This is a genomic window from Paracoccus sp. TD-10 (assembly GCF_048270675.1).
GTDB lineage: Bacteria > Pseudomonadota > Alphaproteobacteria > Rhodobacterales > Rhodobacteraceae > Paracoccus > Paracoccus pantotrophus.
This window is the reverse complement of record NZ_CP182418.1, coordinates 883387-907325: the sequence shown is the minus strand read 5'-3', so window position 1 is coordinate 907325 and position 23939 is coordinate 883387. Positions and strand designations below refer to the sequence as shown.

General features: G+C 68.3%; 22 protein-coding genes. 7 read left to right on the top strand and 15 right to left on the bottom strand.

Annotated elements, in window-relative coordinates:
* Window positions 1–2: 2 nt before the first annotated feature.
* The 5 genes from ACNKFW_RS04480 to ACNKFW_RS04460 form a co-directional block, all read right to left on the bottom strand.
* Window positions 3–1037, bottom strand: a complete 1035-nt coding sequence (locus ACNKFW_RS04480) for an ABC transporter ATP-binding protein (RefSeq protein WP_024844112.1) — start codon at window positions 1035–1037, stop codon at window positions 3–5.
* Window positions 1034–1816 carry an ABC transporter permease gene (locus tag ACNKFW_RS04475; RefSeq protein ID WP_147427705.1) on the bottom strand — a complete coding sequence of 261 codons (783 nt, stop codon included), beginning with the start codon at window positions 1814–1816 and terminating at the stop codon, window positions 1034–1036. Before ACNKFW_RS04475 ends, ACNKFW_RS04480 begins: the two co-directional genes overlap by 4 nt.
* A complete protein-coding gene (locus ACNKFW_RS04470) occupies window positions 1813–2661 on the bottom strand; it encodes an ABC transporter permease (protein ID WP_147427704.1) in 849 nt (282 codons plus the stop codon). The genes ACNKFW_RS04475 and ACNKFW_RS04470 overlap by 4 nt, the downstream gene beginning before the upstream one ends.
* Before the next feature lie 53 nt (window positions 2662–2714).
* Window positions 2715–3821: an ABC transporter substrate-binding protein gene (locus ACNKFW_RS04465; RefSeq protein ID WP_024844109.1), complete on the bottom strand. Its 1107-nt coding sequence runs from the start codon at window positions 3819–3821 to the stop codon at window positions 2715–2717.
* Between the two features lie 144 nt (window positions 3822–3965).
* Window positions 3966–4805 (bottom strand): 2-keto-4-pentenoate hydratase, encoded by an 840-nt coding sequence (locus ACNKFW_RS04460; protein WP_024844108.1) that lies wholly within the window; start codon window positions 4803–4805, stop codon window positions 3966–3968.
* A gap of 156 nt (window positions 4806–4961) precedes the next feature.
* Here ACNKFW_RS04460 and mutS point away from each other — a divergent pair, with 156 nt between their 5' ends.
* The 3 genes from mutS to ACNKFW_RS04445 all read left to right on the top strand — a co-directional run bounded on the left by mutS (window position 4962) and on the right by ACNKFW_RS04445 (window position 8704).
* Window positions 4962–7598, top strand: a complete 2637-nt coding sequence (gene mutS / locus ACNKFW_RS04455; protein ID WP_147427703.1) for a DNA mismatch repair protein MutS — start codon at window positions 4962–4964, stop codon at window positions 7596–7598.
* 204 nt (window positions 7599–7802) lie between these two features.
* Window positions 7803–8150 (top strand): STAS domain-containing protein, encoded by a 348-nt coding sequence (locus ACNKFW_RS04450; protein WP_024844106.1) that lies wholly within the window; start codon window positions 7803–7805, stop codon window positions 8148–8150.
* A complete protein-coding gene (locus ACNKFW_RS04445; protein WP_114669115.1) occupies window positions 8147–8704 on the top strand; it encodes an ATP-binding protein in 558 nt (185 codons plus the stop codon). Before ACNKFW_RS04450 ends, ACNKFW_RS04445 begins: the two co-directional genes overlap by 4 nt.
* Window position 8705: 1 nt before the next feature.
* Here the strand turns inward: ACNKFW_RS04445 and hspQ are convergent, their stop codons facing one another.
* From hspQ to ACNKFW_RS04415, 6 genes are all read right to left on the bottom strand, one after another.
* Complete coding sequence (gene hspQ, locus ACNKFW_RS04440) at window positions 8706–9038, bottom strand: heat shock protein HspQ (protein WP_028710168.1); 333 nt, start codon at window positions 9036–9038, stop codon at window positions 8706–8708.
* Between the two features lie 512 nt (window positions 9039–9550).
* Window positions 9551–10012: a CreA family protein gene (locus ACNKFW_RS04435; protein ID WP_024844103.1), complete on the bottom strand. Its 462-nt coding sequence runs from the start codon at window positions 10010–10012 to the stop codon at window positions 9551–9553.
* A gap of 566 nt (window positions 10013–10578) precedes the next feature.
* Window positions 10579–12207 (bottom strand): Na/Pi cotransporter family protein, encoded by a 1629-nt coding sequence (locus ACNKFW_RS04430; protein WP_024844102.1) that lies wholly within the window; start codon window positions 12205–12207, stop codon window positions 10579–10581.
* A 147-nt stretch (window positions 12208–12354) separates the two neighbouring features.
* A complete protein-coding gene (locus tag ACNKFW_RS04425; RefSeq protein WP_024844101.1) occupies window positions 12355–13083 on the bottom strand; it encodes a metallophosphoesterase in 729 nt (242 codons plus the stop codon).
* 52 nt (window positions 13084–13135) lie between these two features.
* On the bottom strand, window positions 13136–14725 hold the full coding sequence (gene serA, locus ACNKFW_RS04420; protein ID WP_024844100.1) for a phosphoglycerate dehydrogenase: 1590 nt from the start codon (window positions 14723–14725) through the stop codon (window positions 13136–13138).
* Window positions 14726–14836: 111 nt separating this feature from the next.
* Window positions 14837–15991, bottom strand: a complete 1155-nt coding sequence (locus ACNKFW_RS04415) for a phosphoserine transaminase (RefSeq protein WP_024844099.1) — start codon at window positions 15989–15991, stop codon at window positions 14837–14839.
* Window positions 15992–16183: 192 nt separating this feature from the next.
* Here ACNKFW_RS04415 and serB point away from each other — a divergent pair, with 192 nt between their 5' ends.
* From serB to ACNKFW_RS04400, 3 genes are all read left to right on the top strand, one after another.
* Window positions 16184–17059 (top strand): phosphoserine phosphatase SerB, encoded by an 876-nt coding sequence (serB, locus tag ACNKFW_RS04410; protein WP_147427702.1) that lies wholly within the window; start codon window positions 16184–16186, stop codon window positions 17057–17059.
* 94 nt (window positions 17060–17153) lie between these two features.
* Window positions 17154–17846, top strand: coding sequence for a CDP-alcohol phosphatidyltransferase family protein (locus tag ACNKFW_RS04405; RefSeq protein WP_028710167.1), 693 nt, complete (start codon window positions 17154–17156; stop codon window positions 17844–17846).
* Window positions 17847–17903: 57 nt separating this feature from the next.
* Window positions 17904–19373 carry an ABC transporter substrate-binding protein gene (locus tag ACNKFW_RS04400; protein ID WP_147427701.1) on the top strand — a complete coding sequence of 490 codons (1470 nt, stop codon included), beginning with the start codon at window positions 17904–17906 and terminating at the stop codon, window positions 19371–19373.
* 72 nt (window positions 19374–19445) lie between these two features.
* Here the strand turns inward: ACNKFW_RS04400 and ACNKFW_RS04395 are convergent, their stop codons facing one another.
* The 3 genes from ACNKFW_RS04395 to ACNKFW_RS04385 all read right to left on the bottom strand — a co-directional run bounded on the left by ACNKFW_RS04395 (window position 19446) and on the right by ACNKFW_RS04385 (window position 21862).
* Window positions 19446–20246 (bottom strand): lytic transglycosylase domain-containing protein, encoded by an 801-nt coding sequence (locus tag ACNKFW_RS04395; protein WP_244314546.1) that lies wholly within the window; start codon window positions 20244–20246, stop codon window positions 19446–19448.
* Window positions 20247–20434: 188 nt separating this feature from the next.
* Window positions 20435–20986, bottom strand: a complete 552-nt coding sequence (locus ACNKFW_RS04390; protein WP_147427699.1) for a hypothetical protein — start codon at window positions 20984–20986, stop codon at window positions 20435–20437.
* Between the two features lie 132 nt (window positions 20987–21118).
* The gene (locus ACNKFW_RS04385; protein WP_024844093.1) at window positions 21119–21862 is read right to left on the bottom strand and encodes a L,D-transpeptidase; all 744 of its coding nucleotides are present in this window, start codon (window positions 21860–21862) and stop codon (window positions 21119–21121) included.
* A 309-nt stretch (window positions 21863–22171) separates the two neighbouring features.
* Here ACNKFW_RS04385 and ACNKFW_RS04380 point away from each other — a divergent pair, with 309 nt between their 5' ends.
* Window positions 22172–22432, top strand: coding sequence for a GlsB/YeaQ/YmgE family stress response membrane protein (locus ACNKFW_RS04380; RefSeq protein WP_024844092.1), 261 nt, complete (start codon window positions 22172–22174; stop codon window positions 22430–22432).
* A 63-nt stretch (window positions 22433–22495) separates the two neighbouring features.
* On the opposite strand, the gene ACNKFW_RS04375 is transcribed toward ACNKFW_RS04380, so the two are convergent.
* Complete coding sequence (locus ACNKFW_RS04375) at window positions 22496–23797, bottom strand: D-amino acid dehydrogenase (RefSeq protein WP_147427698.1); 1302 nt, start codon at window positions 23795–23797, stop codon at window positions 22496–22498.
* Window positions 23798–23939 lie beyond the last annotated feature (142 nt).

The window sequence follows — 23939 nt, the reverse complement described above, 5'->3', positions numbered from 1 at the left end:
CCTCAGCCCGGCAGAACCAGCCATCCGGCCTGCGATGCCGCCAGGCACACCCGCGCGCCCGGCCGGGGCAGTTCGGACCCCGGTTCGTTGAATCGGTCCAGCACCACCTCGCGTCCCGCCACCCGTGCCCGCAGCCGCTGGACCGAGCCCAGGAATTCGACGCCGGCGATCTCGGCCGGGATGCCCTCGGGGGCGATGCGCAGGCTTTCGGGCCGCGCCGCCAGGGTGATGGGGCCGGCGGGCAAGGAACGGTCCAGCGCGATCTCGGCCCCCTCGACGCGGACGAGGCCGCGGGCGGGGTCCAGCACCTCGGCCGGAAAGCGGTTCAGCGTGCCGACGAAGCCGGCGACGAAATCGGTGGCGGGCTGGTTGTAGATCTGCGCCGGCGTGCCGGTCTGGTCGGCCACGCCCTTGTGCATGACCACGATGCGGTCGGAAATCGACAGCGCCTCCTCCTGGTCATGGGTGACGAAGATGGTGGTGATGGCCAATTGCTGCTGGATCTCGCGGATCTGGTTGCGCAAGGATACGCGGATCTTGGCGTCCAGCGCCGACAAGGGCTCGTCCAGCAGCAGGACGCGCGGGCGCGGCGCCAGCGCGCGGGCCAGCGCCACCCGCTGCTGCTGGCCGCCCGAAAGCTGCCAGGGATAGCGACCGCCCAGGTCGGGCAGGCCGATCAGCGCCAGCATCTCGGCCACGCGCCCGGCGCGTTCGGCGCGCGCCACGCCGGCGGTGCGCAGGCCGAAGCCCACGTTCTCGGCCACGGTCAGGTTCGGAAACAGCGCATAGGACTGGAACACCATGCCGATCTGGCGCTGGTTCGGGCGCAGGCGCGTCACGTCCCGCCCGTCGATCACCACCCGGCCCGCCGTTGGCGTCTCGAACCCCGCGACCATGCGCAGCACCGTGGTCTTGCCGCAGCCCGAGGGGCCGAGGAAGGACACGAACTCGCCCTTTTCGACGCCGAGGTCGAAGTCATGCACGACGCGGGTCGGTCCGAAGGATTTCTGCAGATGGTCGAGGGTCAGGAAGCTCATGTCGGTTGAATCCGTGTGCCGAACAGGCGGGAGATCAGCTGCATCACCCCCATGCAACCCCAGGTCACGGCAAAGGCGATCACCGCCAGCGCCGCCGGCTCATAGGCGCGGTTGGCGCCCAAAAGCTGCATGTAGGGGCCGAAGGCCGGGCGGTTCAGCAGCGCCGCCATGGTGAATTCGCCGATGACGATGGCGAAGGACAAAAAGGCGCCCGACATCACCGCGCCCAGCACGTTGGGCAGGATCAGCCGGCCGATGATCCGCACCCAGCCGGCGCCCAGCGATTGCGCGGCCTCGGTCAGCGAGCGCACGTCCAGCGTGGACAGCCCGGTATCGACGGCGCGATACATATAGGGCAGCGCCAGCGTGGCATAGCCGCAGAGCAGCAGCAGGTTGGTGCCCGACGCCGTGCCGGTCAGCGGCAGGATCGAGCTGGTGTTGTAAAGCCGGATATAGCCGAAGACCACGACGATGGCCGGGATGACCAGCGGCAGCAGGGTGATGAACTCGATCACCGGGCGCAGGCGCGGCAGGCGCAGCCGCACCCAATAGGCGGTCGGCACCACGATCAGCACCCCCAGCAGGATGGTCAGCAGCGCCATGGCCACCGAATAGCTGAAGGTGGCGCGGAAATTCGGGTCCGACAGCACCGAGCGATAGGCGTCCAGCGAATATTCCCCGCGCCGCATCCGCAGCGAGAACTCGATGGTGCCGATCAGCGGCAGCAGGAAATACAGCCCGCCGACCACCAGCGCCGCCCAGGACCAGACCCGTTTCATCGCATCCACCTTTCGGCGCGGGTGCGCATCACGACATAGGCCAGGTTCGCAAGCCCGGTGACGACGATCATGCCGAAGGCCATGGCATAGCCCAGATGCGGGTCTTGCAGCACGTCGCCGCGGATCTGCGCGAACAGCATGATCGGCACGATGGACAGCGACGAGCCGGTCAGCGCATAGGCCGTCGCCACCGCCCCGAAACTGTTGGCGAACAGCAGCGCGAAAGTGCCCAGAAGCGAGGGGAACAGGATCGGCAGCGCCACCATGCGCCAATATTGCCCGGTCGAGGCGCCCAGCACCTCGGCCGCCTCGCGCCATTCGCGCCTCAAGCCCTCCAGCGCCGGGGTGATGATCAGGATCATCAACGGGATCTGGAAGAAAAGGTAGGTCAGCGTCAGGCCCCAGAAGCTGAGCAGGTTGAAGCCCATGGCATAGATGTTGATGCCGAACCATTGCCGCAGCAGCATCGTGACCAGCCCCACCCGCCCCAGCGTGGCGATGAAGGCAAAGGCCAGCGGCACGCCGGCGAAGTTCGAGGCGACGCCGGAAAAGGTCATCAGCGGCCCCTTGATCCAGCGCGGCACGCCGCCCATGACCACCGCCGCTGCCATGGCAAAGCCGATCAGGCAGCCCAAAAGCGCCGAGGCCAGCGAGATCTTGATCGAGATGGCAAAGCTCGACACGATCCGCGGCGAGGCGAGCCCAGCCAGGTTGGCCAGCGTGAACTCGCCCTGCGGGTTCTGAAAGGCGCCGATGACGATGTTCATCGTCGGCAGCACCAGAAACAGCAGCGCAAAGGCGAAAAAGGGCAGGACGCCCAGCCAGTTCCAGCCGATCTGTCTCATTCCGCCTCGCCCGTTCTGGACGGCCCCGCCGGTGCGGGCGGGGCCGCCGCGCCTTATTCCTGAACCGCCGCGCCGACGACGCTGTCCCAGCCCTCGGTCACGACCTTCTTGTTGGCCTCCTGTTGCTCCAGCGTCGGGAAGATCGCTTTCTCATAGGCTTCGGCCGGGGGCAGCGCGTCCAGCAGCTCCTGCGGCACCTTGCCGTTCTGGACCAGGTCGTTGAAGCGGATCGGGTGGCAATAACCTTTCAGCCAGCCCAGCTGGCCCTCGTCCGAATACAGGTATTCCATCCACAGCTTGGCCGCGTTCGGATGCGGCGCATAGGCCGAGATCGCCTGGACATAGACGCCGGCGACCACGCCGTCCTCGGGGATGATGACCTCGACCGGCGGGTTGCCGTTCAGGCTGTCGCGCCAGGACAGCAGGTTGTAGTCCCAGGCGGTGACGATGGGCGTCGCGCCCTGCGCGATGGTCGCCGACTTGCCGATGACGGGCACGAAATTGCCGGCCTTGTGCACCTCGGCCATCAGTTCCATGCCCTTCTGGCCGGATGCCTCGCCCGGCTCGCCGCCATTGGCGATGCCCGCCGCCATGACCGAGATGATCGCCTGGGCCGAGGCGCGCGGATCGCCCGCCAGCGCGAAGGCATTCGCGTATTCCGGCTTGGCCAGATCCTTCCAGCTTTTCGGCACCTCGTCGATCAGGTCGCTGTTCACGCCAAAGGCCATCACGCCGTAATAATCGCCATACCAATAGCCCTCGGCATCCTTGGCATCGTCCGGGATCGTGTCCCAGGTGGCGACCTTGTAGGGCTGGATCAGCCCCTCGGCCTTGGCCTGCGGGCCGAAGGACAGGCCCACGTCGATCACGTCGGGCGCCTGCGGCCCCTTGTTGTCCTTGTTGGCGCGGATCGCCTCCAGCTCGTCGGCCGAGCCCGCGTCGGGGTTCAGCTCGTTGACCCGGATCTCGGGGTATTTCGCCTTGAAGCCCTCGATCACGCCGCCATAGTTGCACCAGTCATGCGGCAGCGCGATGGTGGTCAGCATGCCCTCGGCCTTGGCGGCCTCTTCCAGCGCCGCCAGATCCTGCGCCATGGCCGCCCCCGAACCTGCCAACAGGCTCAGCGCGGCCAGTCCCGCCGCGGTCGATTGAATGGTCATCGGTCAACTCCGTTCCAGAACACGCCCCATCGGCGGCTGGATGCCACCTAGCGGCCCCCCGTGACAGTCTTGCGACGGAACACCCCTGTTGGCAAAGGTTTTTATCGCGGTTGACCCAAGGGAACCGCGACCGGCCCCGACCGCTCAGGGCACCAGCACCAGGCCCACCTTCATGGCCCTGCCGCCGATGCGGTATTCGGCCTCGACCCGGTGGCCCGGCTGCGCCGGATGCAGCGCGCCCAGCGAGCCCAGCGAGATCACCGAGCCCGGCTTCAGCTCGTAACGGCCCTGCTGGACCAGCCACAGCACCACGTCGAGCGGATGGCCCAGCAGCATCTCGCCCGAGCCGGTGCCGATGCTCTTGCCGTCAAGCTTCAGGTTCACCGTCAGCGCCGCCAGATCGGCGACCGGATCGCGCAATTCGGAAATCGGGATGCCGCGGCCCAGCACGCCGCGCCAGGGCGTCACGCCATAGGCCACCATCAGGGGTCCGGTCGGCACCACGTCCTTTTGCAGCGCCAGGTCGGGCAGTTCGATGAAAGGCCGCACGTCCTTCAGCGCCGCCGCCACCTCTTCGCGGGTGCGGGCCTGCATGATCGCGGAACTGCCCACGGTCACGACCAGATCGGCCTCGAAGAACGGCTCGCGGCTGCCCGCAAGGCTGAGCCGCGCCCCGTCCGGCAGCAGCATCGGCGCGAACAGCGCGCCGGCCACCGGCTCGGTCACGCCGAAGCGTTCCTGCACCTGGCGCGAGGTGAAGCCGACCTTCACCCCCACCGGCGCGCCCAGTTCCGCCTCCAGCACGCTGCGGAAGGTGGCATAGGCGCAGGCCCCGTCCTCGAGCGTGCGCACCAGCGGGTCGGGCAGGCGCTGGCCGGCGATCCAGCCGCGCGCGGCGTTCTGCATCAACGAGACATCCGGGCAGGCTGCGACGGCCACGCCCGCGAACGGCAGCATGATTGCGCCCAGAATCAACGATTTCATCGCCCGGCCTCACGAATGCATTCCCGGCAGACGATGCCGCAACACGGGACCGCTGTCACCGGGATTCTTGCGCTCCCTCGGCAACCTGCCTGCATCCTGTTTGCATCGGCCCGCGCATCCCCTAGAAGAACGGGACCGCAGGCGACAAGGCTGGACATGAGCGATCAACCCACCCCGATGATGGCGCAGTATCTTGCGATCCGCGAGGCCAATCCCGGCGCGCTGCTGTTCTATCGCATGGGCGATTTCTACGAGATGTTCTTCGAGGACGCGGTGGCCGCCGCCGCGGCGCTGGACATCGCGCTGACCAAGCGCGGCACGCATCTGGGCGAACCGATCCCGATGTGCGGCGTGCCGGTCCATGCGGCTGAGTCCTACCTGCTGACGCTGATCCGCAAGGGTTTCCGCGTCGCCATCGCCGAGCAGATGGAAGATCCGGCCGAGGCCAGGAAGCGCGGCTCGAAATCGGTCGTGGCCCGCGACGTGGTGCGGCTGGTGACGCCCGGCACGCTGACCGAGGAATCGCTCTTGGAGGCGCGGCGGCACAATTTCCTGGCGAGCTTCGCCACCGTGCGCGAGGATTCGGCGCTGGCCTGGGTGGACATCTCGACCGGCGCCTTCCGCGTCGTGCCATGTCCGCCGGCACGGCTGGCCCCCGAACTCGCCCGCCACGCCCCGCGCGAATTGCTGGCCGCCGAGGGCTCGAACCTCGACGAGATCGCCGCCGAGGCCGGTGCGGCGCTGACCGAACTGCCCGCCGGCAGCTTCGACAGCAGCGCCGCCACGCGCCGGCTTTGCGCGCTGTTCCAAGTCGAGACGCTGGACGGGTTCGGCAGCTTCTCCCGCGCGGAACTGGCCGCCATGGGCGCCATCGCCGATTACCTGGAGCTGACGCAAAAGGGCCGGATGCCGCTGATCCGCCCGCCGGTGCGCGAGGCGCCTGGCGGCGCCATGCAGATCGACGCCGCCACCCGGCGCAACCTGGAACTGACGCAGGCGCTGTCGGGCGGGCGCGAGGGCTCGCTGCTGGCCGCCATCGACCGCACGGTAACGGCGGGCGGCGCGCGCCTGCTGGAGCGCCGCATCAGCGCGCCGTCGCGCGACCTGGACGAAATCCACGCCCGCCAGGCCGCCGTCGCATATCTGGTGGACGACCCGCGCCTGACCGCCGACCTGCGCGAGGCGCTGTCGCGCGCGCCCGACATGGACCGCGCCCTGTCGCGGCTGGCGCTGGAGCGCGGCGGGCCGCGCGACCTAGCCGCGATCCGCGCCGGGCTGACACAGGGCGCGGCCATCGCCGCCATGCTGGGCTGCGACGAAATCACCGTGCTGGCCGAGGCGGCGCGCGACCTGACCGGCCATGACGCCCTGATCGACCTGCTCGACGACGCACTGGTGGCCGAGCCCCCCTTGCTGGCCCGCGACGGCGGCTTCGTCGCGCCGGGCCATGACGAGGATCTGGACGAGACCCGCCGGTTGCGCGACGAAGGCCGCGGCGTCATCGCCCGGATGCAGGCCGATTACATCGCCGAGACCGGCGTCCAGAGCCTCAAGATCAAGCATAACAACGTGCTGGGCTACTTTATCGAGACCACTTCGACCCATGCCGAGCGGATGCTGGCCCCGCCGCTGAACGAGCGTTTCATCCACCGCCAGACCACGGCGAACCAGATCCGCTTCACCACGGTCGAACTGTCCGAGCTGGAAACCCGCATCCTCAACGCCCGCGACCGGGCGCTGGAGATCGAGCGCGAGATCTTCGCCCGCCTGGCCCGCGCCGTCCTGGACCGGGCCGGCCCCATCGGGCAGGCAGCCCGCGCGCTGGCCGAGATCGACCTGACCGCCGCTTTGGCCGATCTCGCCTCGGGCGAGGGCTGGGTGCGCCCCGAGGTCGATGCCAGCCGCGCCTTCGTGATCGAGGGCGGCCGGCATCCGGTGGTGGAACGCGCGCTCAAGCGCAAGGGCGAGGCTTTCGTCGCCAACGACTGCGCCCTGACCGAGGGTGAGACCCCGGCGATCTGGCTGTTGACCGGCCCGAACATGGCCGGCAAGTCAACCTTCCTGCGCCAGAACGCGCTGATCGCCATCCTGGCGCAGGCGGGTGGCTTCGTGCCCGCCCGCCGTGCCCATATCGGCCTGGTCAGCCAGCTCTTCAGCCGGGTCGGCGCGGCGGACGACCTGGCGCGCGGCCGCTCGACCTTCATGGTCGAGATGGTCGAAACGGCGGCGATCCTGAACCAGGCCGACGATCATGCGCTGGTGATCCTGGACGAGATCGGGCGCGGCACCGCGACCTGGGACGGGCTTTCGATCGCCTGGGCGGTGATGGAGCACCTGCATGCCACGAACCGCTGCCGGGCGCTGTTTGCCACCCATTACCACGAGATGACCAGCCTCTCGGCCCGCCTGCCCGGCTTGGAGAACGCCACCGTCGCGGTGCGCGAATGGGAAGGCGAGGTGATCTTCCTGCACGAGGTCAGGAAGGGCGCCGCCGACCGCTCCTATGGCGTGCAGGTGGCGCGGCTGGCGGGGCTGCCGCCCGCGGTGGTGGAACGCGCCCGCGACATCCTGCACCAGTTGGAAAGCGGCGAGCGGCAGGGAACGGGCAAGCCCGCCGCGCTGCTCGACGACCTGCCACTGTTCCGCGCCGCCCCGGCGCCCGCGCCGGCGGCCAAGGCCAGGCCCTCGGCGGTGGAGGAGCGCCTGCGCAGCCTCAATCCCGACACGATCAGCGCCCGCGAGGCGCTGGACCTGATCTATGAACTGCACGGGATGCTGGAAGGCGAGGCCTAGGCTTCGCGCAGCGGTAGAGGCTGGACCGGCGAGACCAGCCCGCTTCCTCGGGTTTTCGGGCTGGTCCGGCGTCCGCTGCAAGGTTTATGAAATTTCGCGCTATTTTCGCATCTTCCTGCACGGAAATCCGTGAGACGCTTACCTGCCGGTAACGATTGCCGGTCTAGAACAGGGGCAAGCACACGGAAAACAGCGGAACCGAGAATGCAACTGACATTGCTGCCCCAGCCGGACGGGCTAACGATTCGCGTCGATGAAAAACGCCTCGACGCCACCATTGCCACCGCCTTCAAGGACCGGGTGCGCGGCATGATCGCCGGCGGCGGCGCGCAGGTGACGCTGGACCTGGGCGGGGTCGAATTCATGGACAGTTCCGGACTTGGCGCGGTGATCGCCATCTACAAGGCCATGCCCGCGGGGCGAAAGCTGACGCTGACCAGGCTGACGCCGAATGTCGAGCGGGTGTTTCACCTGACGCGGATGGACACGGTGCTGACCATCCGCAGGACCGCAGACATTCCCGCCGCGCGCCCCGAAGGCCCCGAAAGATGAACCTGTCTCCCGAACCGGCCGGAAAGCGGCTTCGCCAGCCCCCGCCACCCCGCCGGCCGATGCTCCACCGCATCTTTCGCGCCGATCCGGCAACCGTGCGCGCCGCGCTGCTGTTTCTGCGCGAAAGATTCGACGGCAGCGCCGGGGACGAGGTGATCGCCAAGCTGGAGCTGGCGCTGGCCGAGGTGCTGAACAATATCTGCGAACACGGCACCCGATACGAGGCGGTGCGGCTGGGCGGCCGGCCGCATGCGCCGCTGATCCATCTTTGCGTCGCGCGCCATGTCGGCGGCATCGCCTGCGCGGTGACGGATGACGGCCGGCCGCTGCCGGCCTCGTGCCTCGACATGCACGACCTGCCCTGGACCGGCCCGGCACCCCAGGATGCCGAGGCGATCCTGCTGCTGCCCGAGGGCGGCTTCGGCTGGTTCCTGATCCAGGAACTGACCGCCTCGCTGTGCTATTTCCGCGAGGGGCGGCGGAATTTCCTGGCCTTCGTCGTCCCGGTGGCCGAGCCGCCGGCGCAAGTCGCTCCTGCCGCCGGGGGGGCCTGAATCAGTTCAGCCCGAATTGCAGCGGATAGCGGCCGTCCTGAAACTCGCCGAACATCTCCGTCACCTCGGGATGTTCCAGAGGCTCGCCCGAATGATCCGGGACCAGGTTCTGCTCGGAGACATAGGCAACGTAATAGGTCGCCTCGGTTTCGGCATAGAGGTGATAAAAGGGCTGGTTGCGCGACGGCCGCGAATCCTCGGGGATGGATTCGTACCATTCCTCGGTATTGGAAAATTCCGGGTCCACGTCGAACACCACGCCGCGGAACGGATGTTCGCGATGGCGCACCACCTGGCCCAGATTGTATTTCGCGCTCTTGGACGGAATCCGCATCTCACCGTTCCTGTTTGGCGCGGCTCTTACAACCACCGCACGGCGCTGTCCACCTGTGGGGCCGCAAACCGCAAGGCGGCCGGAAGCTTGCGCGGAAACCGGGACATGGTCCGCAGCGGCTCCGGGGTCGCGACGCCCCAGGGCCGGGGCATGCGCGGCAGCGCCCATCCGCGCCCGCAGCCAGCCGGCCCGATCCAGGCATCCGAACGGCCAAGCCGGCAGGCGTTCCGCAAAAGCGACCCTGATCTTTGGCGCGGACGAACGGGGCGGCCGATCCGGGAGCGCACGCCCCCCGCGCGCCTGGCCGCCTGCCGCGGAGGCTGTGTGAAAACTCGGTTGGGCGGTAAGCGCCTCGGGACAATATTCTACTACGGTATGGTTGACGTGAAAACGTTCCCCTCGGGGATGCGCCGGGCGCCCCCCGAGGGAAAGCATTCTTGACACATTCATGGATTCCGAGTTTCCGCACAGCCTCCGCGGATACCGCGCCGGCCCCGCGGCAGGCGGCAGCTTCAATGGGCCGGCAATGCCTCGCCCGGCTCCAGCGCCACGGTCGAGATCGACATCTTGGCCGAGCCTTCCTTCACCTGGTCGGCATGGGCAAGATAGACCAGCACCTGGTTTTCCTCGTCATAGATCCGCTTGATCCGCAGCGACTTGAAGATCAGCGAGCGCGAGGCGCTGAACACGTCCTCGCCCTTCGGCCCGCGGCGGATGTCGCCGATCGTGACCGGGCCGGTCCGGCTGCATTCGATGGCCGAGTTCGACGGATCCTCGAACCAGTTGCCCTGGCTCAGCCGGTCGATCACCGAGCGGTCGAAATAGGCCAGGTGGCAGGTCACGCCCTGCACCTGAGGATCGGGGATGGCCTCGATGATGATGTCGTTGCCGACCCAGTCCACGCCGACCTTGCCCACCACCTCGGCCGAAACGGGCGCAGCCATCAGCGCCAGGGCGGCAATCCATGTCCTCATCTCGTCCTCCGGGCAGCGCAACCGGACAGAACATGGCAAGCCCGCCGAGCCGCTGCAAGAGCTTGCGGCTGCATCGCGCGCCAAAGCCCCGCAGGGTGCGGAAAGCCGAGGCTGCGGCGGGCGGCGACCAGGCGTGGAAGCGGCCGAGGCGCCGCTGGCGGCAAGATCGCCCTGCCGCTTGCCGCCGCGGCCGGACCATGCCGGGGGCAGGCCAACGGCATCCGCCCCCGGAAACGGCGGCGCGAGGGTCGGCCAGGCCTTGCGCCGCTGCCCCGGACCCGGCGAGGCGGGGCGGGGCGGGGCGAAGAATGCTGCACGTCACCGGTGCCGGCCGGCCGTATGGATCGCTGGAGACCCGCCACGCCGGGGCCAGGGCTATGCCTTGCGCCGCTGCGCCCGCCCGGCCGGAGAAATGGTTTCCGCGCCGGAGCGATGCATGATCGCCGCCCGGCCCGGCGGGCCATGCACCCGATCCGGGCCCCCGGATTGCTTGGCGGATTCCGCCAGGACCGCGGCCCGCGATTGGTCCGGCGGCGTCACCGCGATGGCGCCGCCCGATCCGGCCTTCAGCCCCGCTTGAGCCGGCTTTCGATCAGCAGGTCGGCCTCGTCCAGGATCGGATGCGCGACCGAGACGATATGCGCGTTCACCCGCTTCAGGTCGCGCAGGATGTCCAGGTGCAGCGATGAGGTCTGCTGGCTGTCCGCCCGCCCCTCGCGCAGCCGCATCAGGTGGCGCTGCGCGGACATGCGCTCCAGCCGCCGGATCTCGACCTTCTCCTCCATCAGCTGCCGCGCCAGGTCGCGGTCGCGGGTCATGAAGACGGTCTGGGCCAGCCGCAGGTTCTCTATGGTCATCAGGAACAGCCCGTCCAGTTCGCGATAGCCCTCGTCGGAAAAGCGCAGGGCCAGCGCCGCCTTCTTGCGGATCTCGGGGCCGAGCCCCTTGTCGATGATGTCGCCGACATGTTCCAGGTTGATGACATAATCCAGGATGGTGATGGCCTGGCGCCGTTCATCCTCGCCCGCCTCGCGGCCCAGGCGGGAGAGAAAGCTTTTCACCTCCTGCTGCATGCGGTCCACCCGCTCCTCCAGCACCGAAACCTCGGCCAGGGGCGCATCGTCGCCACGGGCAAAGGCGGTGCGGGCCTGTTGCAGCATCCGTTCGACCACGTCGCCGATGGCCAGCGCCGCCCGGCTGGCGCGAGCCAGAGCCACGGCCGGGGTGTCCAGCGCCTGCCCGTCCAGCAGCTGCGCCTCGATCGGCGGCGGGGTCTCGTCTTCACGCAGGATCAGCCCGGTCAGCCGCGTGACCAGCGCCGAAAAAGGCCAGATCGCCGCGGCGAGCGCCAGGTTGAAGGCCAGATGCGCCTCGACCGCCAGCCCGGTTTCCGGCAGAGGTACGGCGGTCAGCACCTGCGCCGCTTGGCCCGCCAGGGGCAGCGCGACAAGGCAGCCGACGGCGCGCACGACCAGGTTGCCCAGGGCGACGCGGCGGGCCGCGATGCCCTGTCCGGCCGTGGCCAGCACCGGCGGGATCGCCCCGCCCAGATTGGCGCCCAGCACCAGTACCACGGTCAGGGCCGGATCCATGGCCAGCGACAGGACCAGCATCACCACCGCCAGCGAAGACGAGCAGATCACCGCCAGCCCCGCCGCGATGGCCAGCGCCACCGGCCAGGCATTGCCCAGCATGGCCAGAAAGGCTGCCATGGCCGCGGATTCGCGCAGGGGCTCGGTCGCATGGCCCAGCAGGCCCAACGACAGCAGCATCAGCGCGATGCCGATCAGCGCCAGCCCGCCGCCCGACCAGCCGCGCCGGGACTGGCCGCGCATGGCATAGCCGGCCAGCAGCAGCACCGGCACCAGCGCCTCGATCCCCGAGGCGACGATCCAGGCGGTCAGCGCCGTGCCCAGGTTGGCGCCCAGCAGCACGATCTGGGCCATGCGCGGCCGGATCATGCCGCGATCCACGAATGAGGCCGTCATCAGCGCCGTCGCGGTCGAGCTTTGCAAGCCCAGTGTCGCCACCAGCCCGGAGACAAAGGCCCGCAACCCGGTGCGCGTGCCCCGCCCCAGCGCCATCTTGAGCCGGACGCCAAAGGCGCGCACCATCCCGTCGCGGACCAGGCCAAGCCCGAAAAGCAGCAGCGCCACGGCGCCGGCCAGCTGGAACATGACGGAAAGGGACTGCACGGCGCCGCACCTCCTGACGCGCCACGCATGGCGCATAGGCTGATATTTGGCCCCTCCCGCCAGGCGGTCAATGGATGCCGGGGATTTGAGACATTTCCCGCCGGCGCAATGGCAGGCCTGCCACAGGGCCGGGCTCAGGGGCCAGGCTCAGGGGGCGGGAATCGGCTCGCGCCCGGAATCGGTCAGCAGATGCAGCCCGGTTTCGTCGAAGACCACCACGCTCAGCGGCCCGCCATAGGCCGCGCCGGTGTCGATGGCCAGGCGGTTGCCGAAATGCGTCACCCGCTTGACCGGGCTGTGGCCATGTACCACCAGCAGGCCGTGATTGCTGGCATCGTCCAGAAAGCCCTTGCGGATCCAGACCAGGTCATGCTCGGTCTGCCGGGCCAGGTCGACGCCGGGGCGGATGCCGGCATGGACGAAAAGCGCCCGCGGGGTCAGGTGCCACAGCGGCAGCGCCGCCAGCCAGCGCAGATGCGCCTCGGGCACGGCGCGCAGCACATCGGCATGGGTGCGGGCATGGTCGCGGATCTCGACGCCATAGGAGGCCAGCGTCTCGGCTGCGCCCAGCGAGGGATGCTCCAGCCAGTGCCGCCCCGAGGCCAGGCCGGGGTCGATCCATTCCGGCTGCCAGGCAAAGCGCGGCAGGAAGCGGTCGTGATTGCCCTTGAGCACGATCCAGGGCAACCCTTCGGCCTGGCCGCGCATCAGGTAATCGACCACGCCGCGCGAATCCGGGCCGCGGTCCTGCAGGTCGCCGACATGGACCAGCCTGCCGCCGCCGCCATGTGCCGCGTCGTCGCGCGCGATCAGCTCATGCGCGGCGCGCAGCAGTTCCAGGTGGCCGTGAATGTCACCGATGGCATAGGTCCGCATGCCGCCCCCGCAAATGGAAACCCCCGGAACCTAATCCGGGGGCTTGCCAGGTTCAAACCTCGAATTGCAGCGGTCGCACCTGCAGGAACTTGCCGGTGGCGCGCAGGGCCTCCAGCGCCTCGGGCTTCAGCGGCTCATCGAGATAGAGGATGGCGATGGCATCGTCCCCGGTCTTGGTGCGGCCAAGGGTGAAGTTCGCGATGTTCACGCCCAGATCGCCCAGCGTCATGCCCAGCGCGCCGATGACGCCCGGCACGTCGCGGTTGCGGGTATAAAGCATGTGCTCGCCGATCTCGGCATCGACATTGATGCCGCGGATCTGGATGAAGCGCGGCTTGCCGTCGCTGAACACGGTGCCGGCGATGGACCGCTCGCGGGTGTCGGTGACCACGGTGGCCTTGATATAGCCGTCGAAGACGCCCGACTTGCCCTGCGTCGTGGTCGCCACCTGCACGCCGCGCTCGGCCGCCATGACCGGGGCCGAGACCATGTTCACGTCCGGGTTCGTCGCCTGCATCACCCCGGCGATCACCGCGGCGTTCAGCGCCTTGAGGTTCATCTCGGAGGCGACGCCGTCGTAAAGCACGTTGATCGCCTGGATCGGCTCGTCGGTCATCTGGCCGATGAAGGCGCCCAGATGCCCGGCCAGCTTCAGCCAGGGCCCCATCACCGCCGCCTCCTCGGCGGTGACCGAGGGCATGTTCAGCGCATTCTGCACCGCGCCGGTCAGCAGGTAATCCGACATCTGCTCGGCCACCTGCAGGGCGACATTCTCCTGCGCCTCGGTGGTCGAGGCGCCCAGATGCGGCGTCACCACCACATTGGGCAGGCCGAACAGCGGGCTCTCGGTCGCGGGCTCGGTGGCGAAGACGTCCAGCGCCGCGCCGGCGACATGGCCCGATTTCAGCAGCTCGGCCAGCGCCGCCTCGTCGATCAACCCGCCGCGGGCGGCATTGACGATGCGCACACCCTGCTTGGTCTTTTCCAGGTTCTCGCGCGACAGGATGTTCCTGGTCTTCTCGGTCAGCGGCACATGCAGGGTGATGAAATCGGCCTTTGCCAGCAACTCGTCCAGCTCGACCTTCTTCACGCCCAGTTCCTTGGCCCGCTCCTCGGACAGGAAGGGGTCATAGGCCAGCACCTTCATCTTCAGCCCCAGCGCCCGGTCGATGACGATCGAGCCGATATTGCCCGCCCCGATGACGCCCAGCACCTTGTTGAAGACCTCGACCCCCATGAAGCGGTTCTTCTCCCACTTGCCCTCATGGGTCGAGACGCTGGCCTCGGGCAATTGCCGCGCCACGGCGAACATCAGCGCGATGGCATGCTCGGCCGTCGTGACCGAGTTCCCGAAGGGCGTGTTCATCACGATCACGCCCTTCTTCGAGGCCGCCGGAATATCGACATTGTCGACCCCGATCCCGGCGCGGCCGATCACCTTCAGCTTGGTGGCGCTCTCCAAGAGCTTCGCCGTCACCTTGGTGGCCGAGCGGATCGCGAGCCCGTCATACTGACCGATGATCTCCGCGAGCTTTTCCTTGTCCTTGCCGACATCCGGCAGGTAATCCACCTCGACGCCGCGGTCGCGAAAGATCTGGACGGCGGTTTCCGACAGCTTGTCCGAAACAAGAACCTTGGGCATTTCTCTATCCTCTGGATATGCAGGGGCCGGTAGCGCACCGCACGCGCTGCAACTCGGCTTCTTTCTTGTCAAAATATCCCGGGGTCCGGGGCAAAGCCCCGGTCCGGCAGATCAAGCCTCGACGGCCTGCGCCTCGATCTCGGCCTCGAAGGCATATTCGATCCAGGGCATCAGCGCCGCGACATCACCGGTCTCGACGGTCGAACCGCACCAGATCCGCAGGCCGGGGGGCGCGTCGCGATAGGCGCCGGCATCCAGCGCCACGCCTTCCTTCTCCAGCCGCTTGGCGACGGCCTTGGCGAAGGCGGCGCCGTCCTTGATGCGCGGATCGGTGAATTTCAGGCAGACCGAGGTGGTCGAGGCCGTGGCCGGATCCTCGGCCAGGTCGGCGATCCAATCCTTGCCGGCAATGAAGTCGCGCACGGCCTTGGCATTGGCCTCGGCGCGGGCGACCAGCGCCTTGCGGCCGCCGATGGATTGCGCCCATTTCAGCGCCACCAGGTAATCCTCGACGCAAAGCATCGAGGGCGTGTTGATGGTCTCGCCCTTGAAGATGCCCTCGATCAGCTTGCCGCCCTTGGTCATGCGGAAGATCTTCGGCAGCGGCCAGGCGGGGGTATGGCTTTCCAGCCGCTCGACGGCGCGCGGGCTCAGGATCAGCACGCCATGCGCGCCCTCGCCGCCCAGCACCTTCTGCCAGCTGAAGGTCACCACATCCAGCTTGTCGAAAGGCAGGTCCATCGCGAAGGCGGCCGAGGTGGCGTCGCAGATGGTCAGCCCGGCGCGGTCCGCGGGGATCGCATCGCCGTTCGGCACCCGCACGCCCGAGGTGGTGCCGTTCCAGGTAAAGACCACGTCATTGTCGAAATCGACCTCGGCGAAGTCCACGATCTTGCCGTAATCGGCCTTGCGGACCACCGCATCCAGCTTGAGTTGCTTGACGACATCGGTGACCCAGCCCTCGCCGAAGCTTTCCCAGGCCAGCATCTCGACCTTGCGCGCGCCCAGCAGCGACCACAGCGCCATCTCGACGGCGCCGGTGTCCGAGGCAGGAACGATGCCGATGCGGTAATCCGCCGGCACGCCCAGCACCTCGCGGGTCAGGTCGATGGCCTCGGCCAGCTTGGCCTTGCCCACGGCGGCACGATGCGAACGGCCCAGCGGCGCGTCGGCAAGCATGTCCAGCGAGAAATGGGGGATCTTGGCGCAGGGGCCCGAGGAAAAGCGCGGATTGGCCGGCCGCGCGGCCGGAGCAGTCTTGCCCATGATGTTAGCCTTCCAGCTATAAGCGCCGCGTTGGGGCGGCGTGTCCCGCGGATGGGCTTAGCGCCGCCGAAGGATTCCCGCAAGAAAAAACTGCAAGCCCCGCATGCGACAGTTTTTCGGCATGAAACCGACTGATTGATCCCCCGCACCGCTTTGGCTAGTGCTGCGGAAACAACCGCCAAGGGGGCCAGCATGTTCACCGTCACCATCCTTGCCGCGCCCAGCCGCGCGGACCTGCCCGCCGCGCTGGTCGACGAGCTCCGCGGCGCCTGGGATGGCGGGCATGTCATCTGGCTGGCCCCGGGCATCGCCGCCGAATTTCCCCTCGCCGCCGAGCCGGCGGATTTCTGGCAAATCTGGGAGCGGCTCCAGGCCGAGGGCTTCGACCTGGCGATCCAGCCCACCCGCGGCCGCCGCAAGGCGGTGCTGCTTGCCGACATGGATTCGACCATGATCCAGCAGGAATGCATCGACGAGCTGGCGGATGTCGCCGGCGTGGGCGAGCGCGTGGCCGAGATCACCGCCCGCGCCATGAACGGAGAGCTGAACTTCCACGAGGCCCTGCTGGCCCGCGTCGGCCTGCTGGCCGGCCTGCGCGAATCGGCCATCGCCGAGGTTCTGGACAATCGCATCACGCTGGCCCCCGGCGGCCGGCAGCTGGTGGCGACCATGCATGCGCAGGGCGCCTATGCCGCGCTGGTCTCGGGCGGGTTCACCGATTTCACCGGCCCGGTCGCCCGCGCCCTCGGCTTCGACGAACATCGCGCCAACACGCTGCTGGCCGAGGAAGGCGTGCTGACCGGCCATGTCGCCCTGCCGATCCTGGGCCGCGAGGCCAAGGTCGAGGCGCTGCGCGACATCACCGCCGCCCGCGGCCTGACCCCCGCCGAGGTGCTGGCGGTGGGCGACGGCGCCAATGACCTCGACATGCTCAAGCTGGCCGGCATGGGCGTGGCGCTGCATGCCAAGCCGGTGGTCGCGGCCCAGGTCGGCTTGCGAATCAACCACGGCGACCTGACCGCGCTGCTTTACCTGCAAGGCTACGCGGCCGAGGAGTTTGCCGGATAGGTCGGCCGAGATCGCCGCATCACCCCACGGCAAAGCGCGGGGCGCAACCCGGCGCGAACTTGCGGTCATGACCGTTCGGTGACAGAAGCAGGGGATGAATCCACGCCTCAAAGCCCTTGCCGTCCACCTGCTGACCGCGACCGGAGCGGTCCTGTCCATGCTTGCCCTGCTGGCCGCCGTCCGGGGCGAGTGGTCGCAGATGTTCTTCTGGCTGGTCGTCGCGCTGATCGTGGACGGCGTCGACGGCCCCCTGGCGCGGCGCTATCACGTCAAGACCAACTGGCCGACCTATGACGGCGTGTTGATGGACCTGATCATCGACTACCTGACCTATGTCTTCATCCCCGCCTATGCGCTGTTCATGTCGGGGCTCTTGCCCGGCTGGACCGGCTGGATCGCGATCATCGCCATCACCTATGGCAGCGTGATCTATTTCGCCGACACCCGGATGAAGACCCGCGACAATTCCTTTGCCGGCTTCCCGGCCTGCTGGAACATGGTGGTGCTGGTGCTGTTCGCCATCAAGCCGGATTTCTGGCTGACGCTGGCCGTGGTGGTGGCGCTGGCCATCGCCATGTTCACCAATCTCAAGTTCATCCACCCGGTCAGGACCGAACGCTGGCGGCTGGTCTCGCTGCCCGTGACCGCGGCCTGGGTGGGATTCTCGGTCTGGGCGGTGCTGGTGGATTTCCACCCCGAAAGCTTTGCCCGCTGGGGGCTGCTGCTCAGTTCGCTCTGGCTGATGTTCGCGGGGCTCGCCCAGCAATTGACCGAGCGGCGGGCTTGATCGCCGGGCGTTTTGCCGGGAAGCTGCGCCCAGGGATCAGCCCAAAGGGGGACAGGGATGTTCGCGAAACTCATGCAGGCCGCCGCCGCGGCGGCTGTTCTGGCCACGCCGGCGCTGGCGGCCCAGGATCGGATCACGCTGGCCATGGTGCTGGAGCCGCCGAACCTGGACCCGACCGGGGGCGCCGCCGCCGCCATCGACGAGGTGGTCTATGCCAATGTCTTCGAGGGCCTGACCCGCGTCGCGCCCGACGGCAGCGTCAAGCCCGGCCTGGCCGAAAGCTGGGACAGCGCCGACGGCCAGACCTATACCTTCCACCTGCGCCCCGGCGTGACCTTCCACGACGGCAGCGTTTTCGATGCGCAGGACGTGGTCTTCTCGCTCGACCGCGCCCGCGCGCCCGACAGCACCAATGCCCAGAAGGCCTTGTTCGCGGGCATCGAGACCGTCGAGGCGCTGGACCCGCTGACCGTCCGCGTCACGCTCAAGGCCCCGGACGGCGGCTTTCCCTTCAAGATGGCCTGGGGCGACGCGGTGATGGTGGACCCTACCAGCATCGGCGACATCGCCACGAAACCCGTCGGCACCGGCCCGTTCAGGTTCGGGGAATGGCGACAGGGCGACCATATCCGGCTCGACGCCTTCGACGGCTACTGGGGCGAGAAGCCGGCGCTGAAGACCGCCACCTTCCGCTTCATCGCCGATCCCAGCGCCGCCTTCGCGGCGATGATGGCGGGCGATATCGACGCCTTCCCGATCTATCCCGCCCCGGAAACCCTGGCGCAGCTGCAGGCCGATCCGCGCTTCAAGGTGCTGGTCGGCACCACCGAGGGCGAAACGATCCTGGCCATGAACCACAAGCACCCGGCGCTGGCCGACATCAAGGTGCGCAAGGCCATCGCCCATGCCATCGACCGCCAGGAAATCATCGACGGCGCCATGTTCGGCTATGGCACGCCGATCGGCACGCATTTCGCCCCCCACCATCCCGATTACGTCGACCTGACCGGGAAATCGCAACACGATCCCGAACTGGCAAAGAACCTGCTGGCCGAGGCGGGGGGCGAGGGCCTGACCCTGCGCCTCGCCCTGCCGCCGACGCCCTATGCCCGCCGCGGCGGCGAGATCATCGCGGCCAAGCTGCGCGCCATAGGCATCCAGACGCAGATCACCAACATGGAATGGGCGCAATGGCTGGAACAGGTGTTCAAGAACGCCGATTACGACCTGACCGCCATCAGCCATGTCGAGCCCATGGACATCGGCATCTACGCCCGCAAGGACTATTACTTCAACTACCATAACCCCGCCTTCGACGAGACGATGGCGAAACTCGACGCCGCCACCGACCCGGCCGAACGCTCGGCGCTGCTGAAACGGGCGCAGGAGATCCTGGCCGACGACTATGCCAACGCCTTCCTGTTCCAGATGGCCAAGACCGGCGTCGCCAAGGCGGAAATCGAGGGGCTCTGGGAAAATACCCCCATGCCGGCGAACGACCTGACCCGGGTGCATTGGAAGGAATAGCCGCCCCTTCCCTGCGCGCCCGCCTTCTTCGTTCCCCAAATACCCATGAAACGCCGCCGCCCGTGCGGCGTTTCAGTTCTTCAGCACCAGGCAGCGCCCGCCCAGGCCGCGCAAGCGGTTGCAAAAGGCATACGCCTCGGACTTCGAGGAATAGCCGATCTGCGCGGTGAAAAGCTTTCTCGGCCCGCCCGAGATCTTGCGGTGCACATAGCTCACGCGCTTGCCGCCCAGGATCGGCCGCAGCTGCCGGTTCAGCCGCGCGACCTGCGCGCTGGCCCCCGCCTGGCTGGGATGGGTGGCGACGATGACGCCCCAGGGCCAGGGATGGTCGGGGGTCTGGAACTCGCGCAGCTTGCGCGCGCTGGCCAGATCGATGCAGGCCTCGCGAAAGGGCCGCTCCTTGTCCAGTCGCACGTCCAGCCGCTGGGGCGGATCGTCGCGCCAGATCCAGGCGGTCTGGCCGGTGATCGCCTGGACATAATCCTGCGTCTCCCAGGGCAGGCCGCCGCCCTGGGAGACGAAGCGCGCGGCGCGGTTCTCGCCGCCGTTATAGGCCACCGCGGCCAGGCCGACATTGCCGAAGCTCGCAGTCAGCGCCGCCAGGTAGCGCGCCGAGGCCTCGATGGCCTTGGCCGGGTTGAAGGGATCGTCCAGCCCGACCATCTCGGCGGTGCCGGGCATGAATTGCGCGATGCCCATAGCGCCGACCGGGCTGATCGCGCCCGGCTCGAACAGGCTTTCCTTCCACAGGAGCCGGGCGAAGAAATGCGGGTCGAGCCCGTTCTTCCCCGCCGTCCGCTCGATGGCAGAGCAGACATCGGGCACATAGCTGGCAACGGAAATGCAAAATGCCCCGTCATCCGTGCAGCGCATCCGGTCCGCGGGCGGCGGCGGACCGTGGAACGCGTCCTCTGCCGCCCGGACGGAAGCCGGCACGGCAAGGCAAGCGGCGGATACGGCGGCGACAAGGGCCAGAACCGGAGGGCGCATGGTGAACCCGGATGGAATGGTCGGATCTCCAATAGCAGGCAAGGCGCGGCTTGGAAACCGCGCCTGCAATCTCACCGGGCTTTTCCGGCCTTGCCGCCCTTGCCCTTGCCGCCCTGACCGGCGGCCTTTCCCGCCCGGTCGGCTTCGGCGGCCTTGGCCGATTTGCGCGCGGCGCGGGCGGCCTCTTTCTCGGCCGCCTTGGCCGCCTGTTTCGCGGCCTTGCGCTCGGCCTTCTCGGCCTCCTTCACCCGCTTTCGTTCGGCCCTCTCGGCCTCCTTGATGCGCTTCCTCTCAGCCTTGTCGGGCAGCGGCCGCACCGGGCGCGGGGGCTTGGACGGCGCCGTAGAGGCAGGCTCCGGGGCGGCAGGCTCGGCAGTCACATCCGCGGCCGGCCCGGCCTGTTCGGCGCGGCGGCGCTTTTCGGCGGCGGCACGGCGCATGGCCTGGGCCAGCGCCTTTCGCACCGCCTCGTCCTGTTCGCTTGCCTTCATGGCGCGCAAGTCGCGCTGCAAGGCGGCCAGCGCGGACAGGTCCAGCAGGCGCAGCGCCGCGGTCTGGGTCTGCTCGGCAATCGCATCCAGGTCGCGCGAGGCGGAGGCGGTCGGATCGGCGGGCCTGGCCATGGGCTCTCTCCTTTCAGGCGGGGCGGATCAGGGCGGAATCTGCCACGTCGGGCTGGTCCTGGCCAGAAAAAGAATGCCCCGGCCTTGGACGGGCCGGGGCGGGACAGGGATCGGGACCGGCAAACGCGGCTGTTATTGCGCGGCCCGGACCTCGGCGGTCTGCACCTCGCCTGCCGGGGCCAGGTAGCCGTTGGGCAGCTCGACCAGCGGCCCTTCCAGCGCCAGACTTTCGGCGCGGGTGCGGACCTTGACCGCGGTGCCGCGGGGGATCTCGTTGAACAGGTCCATGATGTCCTGGTTGAACAGGCGGATGCAGCCGGCCGAAGTGGCCTTGCCGATCGAGGACGGGTCCATCGTGCCATGGATGCGATACATGGTGTCGCGGCCGCCCTTGTAGAGATAGAGCGCGCGCGAGCCCAGCGGGTTGTCCACCCCGCCGGCCAGCCCGTGCCGGAGCGGGCCGTAAAGCTCGGGCTGGGTGCGGACCATGTTGGCGGTGGGGGTCCAGCTGGGCCAGGCATGCTTGCGGCCGATGGTCGCGCTGCCCTGGAAATTCTTGCCCGCCTGGCCGACCGCGACGCCATAGCGCATGGCCTCGCCATTGCCCAGCACATGATAAAGGAAGCGCGCATAGGGATCGACGACGATGGTGCCGGCGGCCTCGGGGCCGTTATAGGGCACGCGCTGGCGGCGGTTGCGCTCGGTCAGATAGGCGGGGCGGACGGCGTTGATCTCGATCGGTTCGCCGTTGGGGCCGGTATCGGTCCGTGCGCCATAGACGCCGTGATCGGGCGGCGGTTCGGCCGGGGTTTCGGCGGCAGGCGCACAGGCGGCAAGGCCAAGGCCCACCACCAGCAAAAGCGGAGCAAGGCGCATCGTTTTTCCCTTCGTAGCGCACCGCGCCCGGGGACGCGGCCGTGGCAGCTGTGAGATTGCGTCGGATGACGCGCCCGACCCGAGCAGAGGGCGGGCAAGAGTTGCAACCCCCTATCAGCCCTTCCGGTTCTGCGCCGTCAAGCCTTGGACCCGGCGGATATGCGCAATCGTTACCGAACTGTTGCCCAAACGCGCGGTTTTCCGCGCTTGCAGGGCCGAATCCGCAGGTTTCGGAACCGCAGCGGGGCCGGGGGCGTTGGCTTGACGGATCGGCCAAGCGCCGCAAACCCGCAAGGAAAGGAAGCTTTCATGACCCTGACCGCCTTGCTTATCACCCTCATCATCGGCGCGATCGCCGGCTGGCTGGCCGGGCTGATCGTCAAGGGCCACGGCGAGGGGCTGCTGATGAACATCGTCATCGGCATCCTGGGCGCCGTGATCGCCGGCTGGCTGTTCCCGATGCTCGGCCTGGGCATGAGCGCCTCGGCCCCGATCCTCGGCACGATCATCTTCGCCACCCTGGGCGCGGTGATCCTGCTGGTGGTGCTGCGGCTCGTCAAGCGGGCCTGACGCTGCACCGGAGGGCAAGAAAGGGGGCCCTGGCAAGGCCCCCTTTTTCCATGCCTGCGGCGGTCAGGCGCGGGCGGGTTGCAGCGCCGGGCGGCCGGCGGTTTTGGCCCCGCGCAGATAGCGGGCATAGCCCAGATCCTCGGCCGCGATGTCGGGCTTGCGCCCCGAGATCAGGTCGGCCAGCAGCCGCCCCGAGCCCGCCGACATGGTCCAGCCCAGCGTGCCATGTCCGGTGTTCAGGTAAAGGTTCGGGATCGGCGTCGCGCCGACGATGGGCGTGCCGTCAGGCGTCATCGGGCGCAGCCCGGTCCAGAACAGCGCCTTGTCCGCATCGCCCGCACCGCCGAACAGCTCGCCCACCGATTTCGCCAGCGTTTCCTTGCGCCGCGGGTTCAGGCTCAGGTCGTAGCCGGCGATCTCGGCCAGGCCGCCGACGCGGATGCGCTCGCCCAGGCGGGTGATCGCGACCTTGTAGGTCTCGTCCATCACCGTCGAGACCGGGGCGCGGCTTTCGTCCTGGATGTCGATGGTCAGCGAATAGCCCTTGAGCGGATAGACCGGCAGCTTCAGCCCCAGATGCCGCACCATGCGCGGCGAATAGGAGCCCAGCGCCAGCACATAGCGATCCGCGGTCAGCCGGCCCTGGTCGGTGCGCACGGCGCTGATGCGGCCGCCCTCGGCCTCCAGCGCCTCGATGCCGACGCCCCAGCGGAAGGTGACGCCCGCCGCCGCCGCCATCTCGGCTAGGCGGTTGGTGAAAAGGAAGCAATCGCCGGTCTCGTCGCCCGGCAGGCGCAGCCCGCCGACGATCCGCTCGGCCGAACCGGCCAGCCCCGGCTCGGCGGCGACGCAGCCGTCGCGGTCCAGAACCTCGAAGGGCACGCCATCGGCGCGCAGCACCTCGATGTCCTTGCCGGCGGCGTCCAGCTGCTGCTGCTTGCGGAACACCTGCAGGGTGCCCTGCGTGCGCTCGTCATAGCGGATGCCGGTTTCGGCGCGCAGCTCGCCCAGGCAGTCGCGGCTGTATTCGGCCAGCCGGACCATGCGGCTCTTGTTGACGGCATAGGCGGAGGAGGTGCAGTTCGCCAGCATCCGCGCCATCCAGGAGACACGCTGCCAGTCCAGCCGGGGCTGGACCACCAGCGGCGCATGGCGCTGGAACATCCATTTCAGCGCCTTCAGCGGCACGCCCGGCGCCGCCCAGGGCGAGGAATAGCCGGGCGAGATCTCGCCGGCATTGGCAAAGCTGGTTTCCAGCGCCGGGCCGTCCTGCCGGTCGATCACCGTGACCTCGTGCCCGGCCTTCGCCAGATACCAGGCCGAGGTGACGCCCAGGACACCGGCTCCAAGAATAATGATCTTCATCGTCGCGCACCCCCCAAATCCGAGTTGAGGGCAAGGATAGCAGCCGGTGCAGAAATGAAATCCCGATTCCGGCGAAAAATCGGCCAATCACGCCATATATTCTTCATGTTTATGTAATTTTGTCGAAGATTATTCGAATATA

Bases quoted from the DNA above. Each gene is read 5' to 3' on its own strand.
- ACNKFW_RS04450 (WP_024844106.1), top strand. From the start codon at position 7,803: ATGCAACTGACATTGCTGCCCCAGCCGGACGGGCTAACGATTCGCGTC.
- ACNKFW_RS04425 (WP_024844101.1), bottom strand. From the start codon at position 13,083: ATGCGGACCTATGCCATCGGTGACATTCACGGCCACCTGGAACTGCTG.
- ACNKFW_RS04405 (WP_028710167.1), top strand. From the start codon at position 17,154: ATGAATCCACGCCTCAAAGCCCTTGCCGTCCACCTGCTGACCGCGACC.
- serB (WP_147427702.1), top strand. From the start codon at position 16,184: ATGTTCACCGTCACCATCCTTGCCGCGCCCAGCCGCGCGGACCTGCCC.
- serA (WP_024844100.1), bottom strand. From the start codon at position 14,725: ATGCCCAAGGTTCTTGTTTCGGACAAGCTGTCGGAAACCGCCGTCCAG.
- ACNKFW_RS04390 (WP_147427699.1), bottom strand. From the start codon at position 20,986: ATGGCCAGGCCCGCCGATCCGACCGCCTCCGCCTCGCGCGACCTGGAT.
- ACNKFW_RS04470 (WP_147427704.1), bottom strand. From the start codon at position 2,661: ATGAGACAGATCGGCTGGAACTGGCTGGGCGTCCTGCCCTTTTTCGCC.
- ACNKFW_RS04395 (WP_244314546.1), bottom strand. From the start codon at position 20,246: ATGCGCTGCACGGATGACGGGGCATTTTGCATTTCCGTTGCCAGCTAT.
- ACNKFW_RS04435 (WP_024844103.1), bottom strand. From the start codon at position 10,012: ATGAGGACATGGATTGCCGCCCTGGCGCTGATGGCTGCGCCCGTTTCG.
- ACNKFW_RS04445 (WP_114669115.1), top strand. From the start codon at position 8,147: ATGAACCTGTCTCCCGAACCGGCCGGAAAGCGGCTTCGCCAGCCCCCG.
- ACNKFW_RS04475 (WP_147427705.1), bottom strand. From the start codon at position 1,816: ATGAAACGGGTCTGGTCCTGGGCGGCGCTGGTGGTCGGCGGGCTGTAT.
- mutS (WP_147427703.1), top strand. From the start codon at position 4,962: ATGAGCGATCAACCCACCCCGATGATGGCGCAGTATCTTGCGATCCGC.
- ACNKFW_RS04480 (WP_024844112.1), bottom strand. From the start codon at position 1,037: ATGAGCTTCCTGACCCTCGACCATCTGCAGAAATCCTTCGGACCGACC.
- ACNKFW_RS04385 (WP_024844093.1), bottom strand. From the start codon at position 21,862: ATGCGCCTTGCTCCGCTTTTGCTGGTGGTGGGCCTTGGCCTTGCCGCC.
- ACNKFW_RS04380 (WP_024844092.1), top strand. From the start codon at position 22,172: ATGACCCTGACCGCCTTGCTTATCACCCTCATCATCGGCGCGATCGCC.
- ACNKFW_RS04465 (WP_024844109.1), bottom strand. From the start codon at position 3,821: ATGACCATTCAATCGACCGCGGCGGGACTGGCCGCGCTGAGCCTGTTG.
- ACNKFW_RS04415 (WP_024844099.1), bottom strand. From the start codon at position 15,991: ATGGGCAAGACTGCTCCGGCCGCGCGGCCGGCCAATCCGCGCTTTTCC.
- hspQ (WP_028710168.1), bottom strand. From the start codon at position 9,038: ATGCGGATTCCGTCCAAGAGCGCGAAATACAATCTGGGCCAGGTGGTG.
- ACNKFW_RS04460 (WP_024844108.1), bottom strand. From the start codon at position 4,805: ATGAAATCGTTGATTCTGGGCGCAATCATGCTGCCGTTCGCGGGCGTG.
- ACNKFW_RS04400 (WP_147427701.1), top strand. From the start codon at position 17,904: ATGTTCGCGAAACTCATGCAGGCCGCCGCCGCGGCGGCTGTTCTGGCC.
- ACNKFW_RS04375 (WP_147427698.1), bottom strand. From the start codon at position 23,797: ATGAAGATCATTATTCTTGGAGCCGGTGTCCTGGGCGTCACCTCGGCC.